Origin of the sequence: Dolichospermum sp. FACHB-1091, assembly GCF_014697585.1 — a bacterium.
GTDB lineage: Bacteria > Cyanobacteriota > Cyanobacteriia > Cyanobacteriales > Nostocaceae > Dolichospermum.
Window position 1 is genome coordinate 51413 of record NZ_JACJSB010000021.1, and the last position, 13391, is coordinate 64803.

A 13391-nucleotide genomic window follows, 5' to 3' on the forward strand; every position below is an offset into this window, starting at 1 on the left:
TTGGGTAACAATATATGACTTCAGCAGCGGAAATACCAAGTAGTTCTGTCTCGATCTTACCATTAGATAAACGGGCTAAATACAGTCCTGAACATGATCCCCTGAAAATTGCTCAAGGTGTTTATGTTACAGTTCATGGTCATTTTTATCAACCCCCTAGAGAAAATCCCTATCTGGATGCGATTGAACGTCAACCCAGTGCTACGCCTTTTCATGACTGGAATGAGCGCATTCATTGGGAATGCTATCGTCCTAATGCTTTTGCAAGGGTATTAAATGACCGTGGAGAAGTTGTGGGGATTGTAAATAATTATGAGTACATGAGCTTTAATATTGGTCCAACCCTGATGTCTTGGTTAGAACGCTACGATGGGTCTGTTTATCAGCGGATTTTGGAGGCTGATGCTAAAAGTTGCCAACGGTTAAATGGTCATGGCAATGCGATCGCTCAAGTATATAATCATATTATCCTACCCTTAGCCAACGAAAGAGATAAACACACACAAATTCGCTGGGGTAAAGAAGATTTCCGTTCGCGCTTTGGCCGTGATCCCGAAGGGATGTGGTTAGCAGAAACAGCCGTGGATTATGCCACCTTAGAGGCATTGGTAGCGGAAAACATTAAATTTATCATTTTAGCACCTTCTCAAGCCCAACGTTGTCGTCCTTTCCCCACAGAGGATGATCCCCATAGTCAATGGCATGAGGTAGGAGGTAATCAGATTGATCCCACTCGTCCCTATCGTTGTTATTTAGATAGTCGGGAAACTGGAAAAAAATCACAGGCCTATATTGATATCTTTTTCTATGATGGTCCGATTTCCCGGGATATGGGTTTTAGTGATGTTGTCTATAATTCCCATCATTTTGCAGGCCGGGTGGGGGCGGCTATTCGTGGGGATCATCGTCGGTCCCAATTAATTTCTGTAGCCACTGACGGGGAGACTTTTGGACACCACAAAAAAGGCACGGAGAAGACTCTGGCCTATGCCTTTATTGGTGAGTTTCCTGATCATGGTTGGACTGTCACTAACTATGCCCATTATTTGAGTTTAAATCCTCCTAGTTGGGAAGTGCAATTAAAGCCCGTTACAGCCTGGAGTTGCGCCCATGGTGTGGATAGATGGCAAGATGATTGTGGTTGTGGTGGTGAAGGGGGTGTGTGGCATCAAAAATGGCGGCGGCCACTACGAAATGCGTTAAATTGGTTACGGGATCAATTAGTTGATGTTTATGAAAAACATGGTGGTATGTTATTCCGTAATCCTTGGCAAGCAAGGGACGAATATATTCACGTTATGTCTGATCGTTCTCATGCTAATGTTAGCCATTTTTTATCTCGTCATCAAACTCATAAACTAGACGCTGGTGAACAGGTAGAGGCTTTACGCTTGTTGGAAATGCAGCGTCATTCTTTACTAATGTTCACTAGTTGCGGCTGGTTTTTTGAAGAAATTTCCCGCCCGGAGGGAACACAAATTTTACGTTATGCCGCCCGTGCTTTAGAATTAGCAGGAGATGTATCAGGTGTACAGTTAGAAAAGGGTTTTCTTAAACGCCTAACTTTAGCCCCTAGTAATGTGGAAGAGTTTAAACATGGGGCAGATATATATCATAAATTGGTATTAACTGCTCAAATTGGATTTAAACAAGTCGCCGCCCATTATGCTATTACTTCCTTATTTAATCATCGCAAAAATACTGTTTCTGGACAGGACACAGATAAACAATCCCATGGTAATCATCAGCGAGTCTATTGCTATACTGCCCATGAGTTAGATTACCATAAACAGCGCATTGGTCCGTTAACTATGGTAGTAGGGCATTTGCAGCTAGTGTCAGATATTACTTGGGAAAGTGAAAATTTAATATTTGCTGTACTGCACTTGGGGGGTTGGGATTTTCACTGCTGCATTCAACAGTTTACTGGCAGACGTAACTATGCTGAAATTAAAGAAAAGCTGTTTACAGCCTTACAGCAGGCCAGTGTAGCTCATGTTATTTTGGTAATGACTCAAGTATTTGGGGGTGAAGCCTTTAGTTTACAGACTCTATTTGCTGAAGAACGTCATCGGATTATGCGGTTGTTAAGTCAGGAAACATTGGCGCGGTTAGACCAATTATATACTCAAGCTTATCGTGATAATTACGGTGTCATCATGGCTTTTCATCGAGATGGATTAGAAGTACCACGGGAATTACAAGTAGCAGCGGAAATTGCTTTAGGACATCGTTGTTTGATAACATTGCGATCGCTACAGCAAGCGCAGCTATCGCTAGAACAAGATATTAATGAAGCACAATTAAGCTGGAATCTAATGGTAGAATTGGAGGCGATTTCTCATGAAGCGGAACATCTTCGTTGTCAATTAAATATTCCCGAAGGCAATCAAATCCTAGAACAATTAATAGTTAAGTTATTGTGGCAATTATTGTATGATGCCAATAGCAATTTGGATACAGATATCCAACGGTTAGAACGGTTAATTGATATTGGTTATAAGCTGCATATTGGCATTAATTTAAACCAATCCCAAGAACTATATTGGAGTTGTTTACACAGTCAAATATTGCCACTAATTACCAATATTAACAGTGAAGCAGAAGCCATGCAATGTCGTCAATTGCTGAAATTAGGACAAAAACTAGCGGTTGATGTTAATCCATTTTTAGATAAATTAGTGTAAATTTGTAGGGTGGGCAATGCCCACCAAAAGCTAAAACAAAAGCTAAAATTTTATCTGAAAATTTTCATCTTTTTTCTGTGTTTTTATGGTGGTTTGTTACTGAACAAAATATGAACCCTGAAAACCTCTTGACCGTTGCCGCTTGCTTCTTGCCCTGCTATGATTCTGCGATTTATGATGTTAATTAAAAACCGTTATCGTTTGATCAAACAGATTGCTAAAGGGGAATTTTATCAAACATTTCTTGCAGTAGATGAAAATCAATTTCCTCCCCTTGCTTGTATTCTTCAAAAATTGTTGTCTCCACAGCAAACACTTGAAAATTTTGAATATCAAGCACAGCAATTAACAGAATTAGGTAAACATCCTCAAATTCCCAAATTAATCACCCATTTTACAGAAGACAAATATGATTATTTAATTCAGGAATTTATCGAAGGTGATAATTTAGCTACTGTGTTAGAAAAGCAAGGTGTTTTTAATGAAAATCAGATTTGGCAAGTTTTAAAAAGTTTATTACCCGTTCTCAGTTTTATTCATAATCATCAAATTATTCACCGCAATATTAACCCAGAGAATATTATTTCCCAGACTGTTAACCAAAATCAAAATTTATTAGAAAATCTATTTTTAACTGATTTTACAGTCGTTAAATTCGTCCATAGAAATCAATCAAAAGATAATATAGTTGGGAGTCCAGAATATATTTCTCCAGAACAAATACAAGGTAAAGCCGTTTTCGCAAGTGACTTATATAGTTTAGGTGTAACTTGTATTTATTTACTAACTCACATACCACCCTTTGAATTATTTAATATTACTCATCATAGCTGGATATGGCGAGATTATTTAACTAATCAAATTAGTGAACATTTAGCGCAAACCCTGGATAAACTAGTAAAACACAATTTACAAGAACGCTGGAAATCAGCAAATGAACTTATTTACAATTTGGGAATTAAAGCTAATGATTTACGTTTATCATCTCATATTTTCCAGGATAATTGGCAACTTTATCATACAATCAAAAATCAAATTCATAGTCCTATTAATACCATAGCATTAAGCCCTGATAGTCAAATTTTAGCAAGTGGTGAGGATGATAAAAGTATTAAATTATGGGATTTAAAAACTCAACAATTAATTGCTAATTTGAAAGAACATACCCAAGCCATAACAGCAGTTAAATTTAATCCCAATGGGACAATTTTAGCCACCGCTAGTGATGATAAAACTATCAAATTATGGGACACAAAAACATTAACAATAATTCAGACTTTAAGTGGACATTCCCACGCTGTCAAGTCTCTAGCATTTCATCATAATGGGCAAATTTTAGCCAGTGGAAGTTGGGATAAAACTATTAAAATATGGGATATAAATACAGGTTTAGAACTTCACACTTTAACTGGACATAAATTACAAGTAAATGCTGTTGCTTTTAGTCCCCAAAGAGAACTTTTAGCTAGTGCTAGTCATGACAAAACAGTTCGTATTTGGCAACTACAAAACGGAAAATATAACTTATTAACAACTCTTTTAGACCATACTTGGGCAGTTTTGACAGTTGCATTTAGTCCCACCAATCAGAATTTATTGGCAACTGGTAGCGGTGATAATACCATTAAATTATGGGATGTTAACACTGGTGAATTAATTAACACACTTTCCGGTCATTCCTGGTCAGTAGTAGCTGTAGCCTTTAGTACAGATGGGGAAATGCTAATTAGTGGCAGTTGGGATAAAACAGTGAAAATTTGGCAAATCAGCACAAAATCAGAAATTACCAGCCTTGTAGGTCATACAGACTCAGTATCTAGCGTTGCTATTAGCGATGATACAGAATTAATTGTCAGTGGTAGCAAAGACAAAACAATCAAATTATGGTATATGTGACAATTATCAATGAAGCTAATCAGCACTTAAATTACACATTGGGATTGAGTCAAGTTGTAGTAATTTATTAAAGGGTACTGACTTAAAATATCATCAGGCCAAAAAACACAGCAACAAACCTCACAAGTGAGTCAATATGTGGCAAATTACTCAAAAAAGGACAGTTAAGTAGGTGAACGGAAAAAAACCGACATAAGTAACGAAAAGTAAAGTTGCCCAAAACCTCTTCCCTGCCCTCACAGACAACTTTTTCAGCAAGCCCTACTTAGTAATTTTCATCAAGGGAAAAATACTCAACGGAAGAATATAAAGCAATGCAACCCCTCACAACCCACTGAGGATTGCTATAGATAGATATTTGAATAATCAGGAAAGTAAGTGAAAATAATTATCTTCACTTTTGACAAACCTGCGTAAATTTAGGGTAATTTAAATTCCCATGTAGATAACTGATTCAGTCCATGTCCATAGGTCAGATTATACTGTAAAGGAGTAATACTGATATAATTCTTTTCAATGGCATGAACATCAAGGGGAATGTGGTTTGGTAAATTTAACTCTAGGGGTGGTTCTATATTTTCTATCACCTCTCCAGTTAACCAGTAGTAAGTTTTACCTCTGGGATCAGTTCGCTTATTAAAAACATCCACGTAGCGTCTGACACATTGTCTTGTCAAGCTAACACCAGCAATTTCTTCCCAGGATATAGGAGGAATATTAACATTAAGTAACATTGATTCTGGTAGTGGTTGAGCAGCAATTTTGGCTACCAGAATTTCCGCAAATTTGGCGGCTGGCTGGAAGTCTTTATGGGTATGACTGGTTAAGCTGAAAGCAATACTAGGAATACCTTCTATTAAACCTTCCATGGCGGCCGAAACAGTCCCGGAATAGAGAATTTCTGTCCCTAAATTTGCCCCCTGGTTAATTCCAGATAATACCAAATCCGGTGGAGAATCTAATAAAGCCCATAATGCTAATTTTACACAATCTGAAGGCGTACCATCACAAGCCCAAGCTTCAATCTCAGGATTAAAACCCGTTTCCACTATTTCCGCGCGAATTGGTTGTAGTAGCGTTAATCCGTGTCCAGTTGCTGATCTCTCTCGATCTGGACAAACTACTGTGACTTTATGACCCGCTGCTGCTAAAGTGTTAGCTAGGGTGCGAATACCTAAAGCGGAAATTCCATCATCGTTACTAATTAGTAATTTCATTTGTCAGTTGTCAGTTGTTCTTTACCTATTACCTATTATCTATTCCCCCTTCCCTGCTATAGACTAATGATTAATGACTAATCACCAATGACTAATGACTAATAATTTAGAGGATCAACTTTTAATATTACGCCAAGAAGGAGAAACGGCCATCGCCTCTGCTGATACCCTAGAACGACTGGAAGAACTCAGAGTTAACTATTTGGGTAAAAAAGGTCAACTGGGGGTGCTATTGCGAAGTATGGGGCAAATGAGCGCGGAGGAACGTCCTAAAATTGGTGCGATCGCTAATATTGTTAAAGAAGCTATTCAAAACAGCCTTGACCAACAACGCACATTTTTAGAAGCGGCGCAAATTCAGGTACAACTAGAGGCAGAAACCATAGATGTTACCATGCCCGGTATTTACCGTCCCCAAGGTCGGATTCATCCCCTCAATGGCATTATTGACCAAACCCTAGATATCTTTGTCGGCATGGGTTACACCGTTGCCCAAGGATCGGAAATGGAAACAGATTACTACAATTTTGAAGCTCTTAACACCCCCCCGGATCATCCAGCCCGTGATATGCAGGATACCTTCTATTTACCAGATGGTAATTTACTGCGAACTCATACTTCATCGGTGCAAATTCGCTACATGGAAAAGGAAGAACCACCCATTCGAGTTGTTGCCCCAGGTCGAGTATATCGCAGAGATGATGTAGACGCTACCCACTCAGCAGTTTTTCATCAAATTGAACTTTTAGCAATAGATGAAGGACTAACTTTTACAGACCTTAAAGGAACTGTTAAGATATTTTTACAATCAATATTTGGCGATTTACCAATTCGTTTTCGCGCCAGTTATTTTCCTTTTACCGAACCTTCAGCGGAAGTAGATTTACAATGGAAAGGACGTTGGTTAGAAGTCATGGGTTGCGGTATGGTTGACCCCAATGTTTTGAAATCTGTAGGTTATGATCCTGAAGTTTATAGCGGATTTGCAGCGGGTTTTGGTGTAGAACGTTTTGCAATGGTGTTACATCAAATTGATGATATTCGCCGTTTATATAACAGCGATTTACGCTTCTTACAACAATTTTAACCTAGGGGGGGGGTTCCCCGCCCTTAATAATCATGAACCAAAACTTAACCAACCAAAAATTTCTTTAACAGTTAATTCTAAATTGATATTTTCCAAAATTGGTAATTTATCATCACCTTCATATATTCCTACTTTTTGTCCAGGAAATACAGCCAATACACTTTCTTCCTCTGGGTTTAATAACCAACCTAATTCAGTTCCATGGCGGGAACAATGCAATAATTTCGTTAATACTTTTTTCTGTGGTTGTTCAGGAGAAAGAATCTCTATTACCCAGTCAGGATGAATTTCAAAACGGTTAGCAATTCTCCCAGATTCAGTTTTGGGGATTCTCTCCCACCGGAACACCGCAATATCAGGCACAATGGTACTACCACCAAAAGTACAACGTAGTTCTGGGAAGGCATAAGCAATCTTTGGCGTTTCTGCTACTTGATTGATATTGGTACAAAATTTAATCTGTAGACGACTGTGTTCACCTTGTGGCATAGGTTTTTGCAGAATTTCCCCGTTAATAAATTCTGATGCTGGTTTAGTTTCTGGTAACTTGAGAAAATCTTCTAGTGTAATCTGGCGTTCAGTGGCTATAGTCATAATTGGTAACTAGAAAGCATAATTATATTATTAACATATAAATAACGATAATCTTGAAAATTAGTTAAGATTAAATAAACCGTTAGAAACCCTTATCTACAAATATAAAACCCAGTGAACTGGGTTTTAAATCCTTAATTATTAGTCCACATTATGTGGACTTTGTTTTTATAGCCGCGACTTCTAGTCACCATGGCTTAAATTGAACTCTGATTTTTCCGATTTTTTTAACCAGTTATCCGAAAAAATTTCTTATTTCAAAATCATATCATGTTGAGAAAGTAATTTCTCTACTTTTGCTTCTTCAATTCGGGCAGTTAACTTTTTCGTTTCGTGCAAATCTCTGGTGGTTTTTGCTAAAGTAAAAGTAGAACCAACAGAAAAAGCTAAACCCATGCCCATAAATCCTTTGATCCAATTATCTACAGGTAAATTGACAATACCAAAAGTAGTCATAGAAATAGACAGAATAAAAGCTGCCCATGTTTGAAAAATCCAAGCAGGACTATCTTTTTGTTGATTAAATGTTTGCATATTTCTCACCTTTTAATTACTTCCTAACAACACAATTGTATGTATTAGTGAAAAATGAGGTGAGAGTAACTTACCAGTTCCGTAACTGTACTCAATTAAAATCACGAAAATGGCATTAAATAAAGCATTTATTCAGACAAAATTTGTACCAGTTTTACAAGTGGCACAACCTTGTAAAAACAACCAATGAGAAATTGAGCAAATTAATTGTTTACCTCTCCCTGGTTTTTTAGCAGCATTATAATTAATCAACTCATTGATAAAATTATCAATTTCAGTGGTGACCTGTGTGTACCTCGTTTCACTTATTTTCCTCTAGTACCGCTAGTTGTTGAGCCGATACGTGTTACTATAAAATTTTAGATATTGATCTGCTATATCCAATTTAGAAAAATGAAAATTATCAGTAGTTCTATTTAAAGGCTGTTCTAAAGTAGAAATAATGGTTTGTGAGAGATTTTGAACAGCATTACCTTGAAGATCAAAATAACAACAATTAAAACCACCAATTTCTCTAAATATGGGAATATCAGAACAAACTACCTGACAAGAAAAGTATAGAGCTTCCGCTAAAGGCAAACAAAATCCTTCCTGAGAGGAAGCGGCAATAAAAAGTTGACATTTTTGATACAACCAACATAATTCGTTATCTTTAATTGCATGAATAAATATCACCTTATCTTGAAGAGAGAGATCATGAATTAGCTTAAAAAACCTCTCTGTTTCTGGTCCTGTATTACCAACAATAATTAGTTTGGTATCATTTTTTAGAGATTCATTCTTATTCAAAAAATAAAAAGCTTGAATTAACAAATCTATGTTTTTATTTTTTCGGTGTTGTGCAACACATAACAAAAAAGAATCATTATTACTAATATCTAAATTAGTAGGTGATTCAGCAATAACAGCACTAAAATCTACATAATTATAAATAACACTCATGGGTTTGATTAATTGAATATTTGGAAAGTATGATTTAAGACTGCTGAGTGTGGATTTAGAAACACAGGTAAGACTATCACTACTTTCTATACATTGTTTTAAAAAAAACCGATTAAAGATAACATTTGGATATCCAAAAACCTCTGGTTTTTCATAAGGATACAAATCGTGTATTGTCGCAACAACAGGACAAGAAAAAAGTGGACGTATAAAAGGAAATGGGAATGATAAATGAACAATATCAGGACTAAAATGTTTTGCTAATTTTGGTAAACCAAATAAAAACCAGATATTTCTTGCCAATGAACTATTTTGAATCTCTATACTAATTAACTGAATTTTGTGGGAATTAAAGAATAGTTCAAAGTAATCTTCTTGCCATGCTCCGACAATTAAGGTAACTTTGTTAACCTCTGGAGTATCAGCCAGACATTGAGCCAGATTTGCAGCGTATCGGCAAACACCTGTTGGTTTTGTAGGCCTATGTAAAGCGGGAATTAGTATGTGCATATTTTGTGAAAAATTAATTAGTTAAAAGTAGTTTCAAAAAATTTGAGATCCAAGGTCAGTTTCCGAAACTTTTCTGGTGACAACCTCTAAATAAAGTTTGTTTAAACGCTCTCCGACAACTTGCCAACTGTAGTTTTCATGGACTAATTTCCGGCCAGCCTGACCCATACTAACTATGAGTTCTGGATTTTGAACTAAATGAATCATTGCGGCCGCTAAATCACGTACAGCTTGATATGGTTCATCAGCAGCAATCTTAAAACCAGTTTCATCTGTCACTTGAACAGCCGGTCCGCCTAAATCTAGACAGATAACGGGACGACCCGCTGCCATTGCTTCCATACACACCCACCCGCCAGAATCATGTAAGCTGGGATGAACTAGCAGATGACAGTCCTTTAACAAATCTAAAGCCTTTTCACGGGGCAATCTACCCCAAAATTTAACTTTTTTAGCAATTCCTAAATCTGATGCTAAAGTTTGAAGGTGATGCCATTGTGGTCCATCTCCAACTATCCAGTATTCTGTATTTGGTAGATTCGCTTGAGCAAAGGCACGTAGTCCGAGATGAAACCCTTTCCAGTGTAACAGTCTACCCATACTGATAAATTTCACTATTGGCTCATTAGGGATTTCATATTGATTTAGATGCTCTATGTCTGCCGCTGATAACCCTGATTCCGGCAAAATCTGCACTTGATTCACACCCATTTTATAGAGGCGCCCGGCTGTATCCTTAGTTGTGGCTCGGACTACAGCACTTCTTTGAGCAGTCAGACGCACAAAGGGGTCTTGCTCTCCTACCCAGCGAGCGCCGCTACGGGCAATTTCGTAAATTTTGCCATTTAAGCTAAAATCCGGCCAAAAGCTTGCTGGTGCTGATTCTCCACCGCCTACAGGACCCCAAACGAGGGGAATGGGTAGGAGTGATAGGAAGCAAGGACTGGAATACTTAACAAAGGTGACATGGTGGATCAAGTCAAAGCCAATTTTCTGATGTAAGTCACGGGCGACAAAATATGCCTGAATTTGCCAGAGGTAATAGTGAAGCTGCATTCCCCCAGACTGTCCCCAGCGTCTACTATCCTGCCAAAACGGGAGAGTAAAGTAAACAAAGTGAAGATTGGGAATGGGGTGGCGTGCCAATTCTGCGTTAATAATATCCTGACTTTCATCGGGTCGGGTGAGTACCCAAACTTCATGATATTTGGCAACTTCCCGGGCAATATTCCAGCCCACACCAGGTTCAGAACCCATACCTGGTTCACAGGAGTAAGCAGAGATTAAAATCTTCATAGGGAATTGGTAATTGGTAATTGGTAACTGGGAAATTCTTTTCCTCTCCTGACTGTCTGTATCTTTTTCTTCAATTGTCGTTCTTGCCATGCTAGTCCTAGAATTAAAGCGATAGAAAGCATGAAGCCTGGTTCTTCCATTTGAGTAAAAATAAAACCCATGACGAAAACAGCTAATGAAGTAATTTTCAAGGCATCATCTAGACTAAAGTATTGCCAAGCTAAATAGCCTAGAAATAGGTATGCTCCTACACCCAAAAGTCCCAAATCTCCCCATATTCCAGCCCAGCCAAAAATGGGCATGAAGAGAGTAGAACCAGAACAAAGCCAAGAATTACCACAAAATTCCATTGCTTCCTGACTAATTGGATTGGTGGTAGCACCTAATGGTTCGAGTATAGACCAATAATCTCTCAGAAACCAGACTCCTAGTCGGCTGACAGTATGCCCAGGACCAAGACCAAACAACCAATCCAGAGGGGATTGATAATAAGATAAAATAGAACGCACCGAGTAGAATTTTGTATACCAAGCATAACCATCTGGTCCGTAAAGTTCTGGTCGCGCCCAAGATGTAAATGCAGCAAACGCTTTTAAGTTTTGCACACACCAAAGAAATCCGTATCCAAAGAGAGCGATCGCACTCAGAAGTTTGATAGTTTTACCAAAATCCTTTGAATTTACCAAGATTAGAAGAACCCAGGCAATCAAATAAGCAAGTACAATTTGTTTGGAGTCAGAAAATAGAATCTGCCAGAAAGCGGCGATAATAGCCACGATTCTCATCCATAATGGAAAAGTTTTTTGATTAGTGAAGAAGTAAAGAGCAAAGACAACTGATACCGAAGCCGATACATAATTTCCCGCACCGGAAACGAAAAAGACTCCGCCACATCCATCGGTGCCATTAAATCCGTTAGCATAGAGTTTTCCGGCATCAATTAGAGGTTTTTGGACGGCAGCGAGAACAAAGTTAATTAAAACAGACCAGATCAACCAATTTTTGATGCGTGTAACAGATTTAGCCGACATGGGAATACAGACTATAGCCAGCAGAAACATGAAGGGTTCTACAAGCATCATGAAGGAGACAATTACATTAATTAAGCCTGTGTTATTCCATAAAGCACTAGCCAATACTGCGACGAGAAAAATGAAAATTCCCAATAAAAAAGAATAGGCAATGGCAATCTGTTTATGATCTTTTGACCGACTTGTCAACAATACAACTACTAAAACAAATGGAACAATTGCGAAGTGAGCAATGTTAAGGATTGAGGGAGCATGAGTAATTGAACAGAAAATGCGAGAGTAAAAAACTACGGAAAACGCAAAGATAATTAAGCTGGTATTATCAATTAATTTCTTCTTGTTCGGTTGCTTTATTGTCGGTGAATGCAAATACATAATTCGGGTATTTAACAGCTTTGTAATCAAATATTATGACTCTCATTTTTTCATAAGACTATTCAAAGAAAAAGAGCTTTATTTATTAAAAAATATACCTTATATACTCATCCAAAACTACTTCATGAGCGAACTCTTTTTCCATCAAAATTCTACTATTTTGCTTCATGATTGCTAGTAAATCTTTATCTTTAATCAGTGATGTTAGCTTTTCAATTAGCATTTCTAAAGAATCACAAATGTAGCCATTTTCACCATTTAAAATCACTTCAGCAGCACCCAACGCATTCTTTGTTGTGAGAATTGCCAACCCAGCACAAGCCGCTTCTCCTAAAACAGATGGATAACTATCACAGTTAGTTGGTAACACAAAAATATCATGACTTTTGTACAGTTCAATATGCTTAGGTTGTCCATATTCAACATTTTTTTCTATGGTGATGCCCGGATGATATTCAATAGAAAAACTTGTTACCATTGTCATTTTTAAGCCTGGCTCATAATTTTCCTTAAACCACTCTAAAAGTACATCACCTCCCTTCCGCTGGAAATCTCCCCCTACAAAGAGAAGACGAATTTCTTGATCTCCACGGTGGGGACTGGGTGTAAAGAGTTTGAGATCAAAGCAGAATGGTAGTTTAGTTTTCTTGATCTTACTATAAGGTACATCGTAATCTTTAGCTATCTGCTCTACCACAGCATTTGTTAATCCTAAAACATATTTTTGTCCATTGAGAATCTTCTTATGAATTTCCGTTAACCAACCTGGAGACGTTGAGCTTTTCCAAATTGGTTCGTACAGTTTTCTCGTCCATTCAGTAACTATATAGCTGCTATTATTTCCAGTAGCAAAATACCCATATAGTGCAGTAGATACTCCATGAAATAAGATTTTTCGGTCTTCTTGATTTGCTTCTTGTATACTTTTATAAAGTTTTCTTGATTCTTGAAGTCGAGAGAGAAATAAGGATGCATAATTTAGCGTAAAAATTGATAGTGAATGGGAATTACGGGGAGTTGGTGCAAAACGAAAAATTTTCAGGTCTATTTCCAAACTATTTTGAAATAGATTAATAAGTGGATACGTATTCAGGGAAGTTGGTGCAAAACGAAAAATTTTGAGGTCTATTTCTGGACTATTTTGAAATAGATTGATAAAACGCTTTTCATAGGTTGTATTACCAAGATCGACGGGAAAAGTAACTAACAAAAGTTTTTTCAT

Annotated in this window: 10 protein-coding genes; 3 read left to right on the forward strand and 7 right to left on the reverse strand. The window is 37.5% G+C overall.

The genetic code is table 11. The features are described from left to right. The first annotated feature begins 14 nt into the window (after window positions 1–14). The gene (locus H6G25_RS14340) at window positions 15–2687 is read left to right on the forward strand and encodes a DUF3536 domain-containing protein (protein WP_190393058.1); all 2673 of its coding nucleotides are present in this window, start codon (window positions 15–17) and stop codon (window positions 2685–2687) included. A gap of 159 nt (window positions 2688–2846) precedes the next feature. Further along, window positions 2847–4583, forward strand: a complete 1737-nt coding sequence (locus tag H6G25_RS14345) for a serine/threonine-protein kinase (protein WP_242034969.1) — start codon at window positions 2847–2849, stop codon at window positions 4581–4583. 419 nt (window positions 4584–5002) lie between these two features. On the opposite strand, the gene surE is transcribed toward H6G25_RS14345, so the two are convergent. Continuing rightward, on the reverse strand, window positions 5003–5800 hold the full coding sequence (gene surE, locus H6G25_RS14350; protein WP_190393059.1) for a 5'/3'-nucleotidase SurE: 798 nt from the start codon (window positions 5798–5800) through the stop codon (window positions 5003–5005). 94 nt (window positions 5801–5894) lie between these two features. On the opposite strand from surE, the gene pheS reads away from it, so the two are divergent. Continuing rightward, window positions 5895–6887: a phenylalanine--tRNA ligase subunit alpha gene (gene pheS, locus H6G25_RS14355; RefSeq protein WP_190393060.1), complete on the forward strand. Its 993-nt coding sequence runs from the start codon at window positions 5895–5897 to the stop codon at window positions 6885–6887. A 30-nt stretch (window positions 6888–6917) separates the two neighbouring features. Here the strand turns inward: pheS and H6G25_RS14360 are convergent, their stop codons facing one another. The 6 genes from H6G25_RS14360 to H6G25_RS14385 form a co-directional block, all read right to left on the reverse strand. Beyond that, window positions 6918–7481 carry a Uma2 family endonuclease gene (locus H6G25_RS14360; RefSeq protein WP_190393061.1) on the reverse strand — a complete coding sequence of 188 codons (564 nt, stop codon included), beginning with the start codon at window positions 7479–7481 and terminating at the stop codon, window positions 6918–6920. Between the two features lie 252 nt (window positions 7482–7733). Then, window positions 7734–8015 carry a YiaA/YiaB family inner membrane protein gene (locus tag H6G25_RS14365; protein ID WP_190393062.1) on the reverse strand — a complete coding sequence of 94 codons (282 nt, stop codon included), beginning with the start codon at window positions 8013–8015 and terminating at the stop codon, window positions 7734–7736. A gap of 324 nt (window positions 8016–8339) precedes the next feature. Next, the gene (locus H6G25_RS14370; RefSeq protein ID WP_190393063.1) at window positions 8340–9467 is read right to left on the reverse strand and encodes a glycosyltransferase family 1 protein; all 1128 of its coding nucleotides are present in this window, start codon (window positions 9465–9467) and stop codon (window positions 8340–8342) included. 33 nt (window positions 9468–9500) lie between these two features. Further along, window positions 9501–10763 (reverse strand): glycosyltransferase family 4 protein, encoded by a 1263-nt coding sequence (locus tag H6G25_RS14375; RefSeq protein WP_190393064.1) that lies wholly within the window; start codon window positions 10761–10763, stop codon window positions 9501–9503. Next, on the reverse strand, window positions 10760–12169 hold the full coding sequence (locus H6G25_RS14380; protein WP_190393065.1) for a hypothetical protein: 1410 nt from the start codon (window positions 12167–12169) through the stop codon (window positions 10760–10762). The genes H6G25_RS14375 and H6G25_RS14380 overlap by 4 nt, the downstream gene beginning before the upstream one ends. A gap of 85 nt (window positions 12170–12254) precedes the next feature. Then, entirely contained in the window at window positions 12255–13391 is a 1137-nt protein-coding gene (locus tag H6G25_RS14385; RefSeq protein ID WP_190393066.1) for a glycosyltransferase family 4 protein, read from the reverse strand.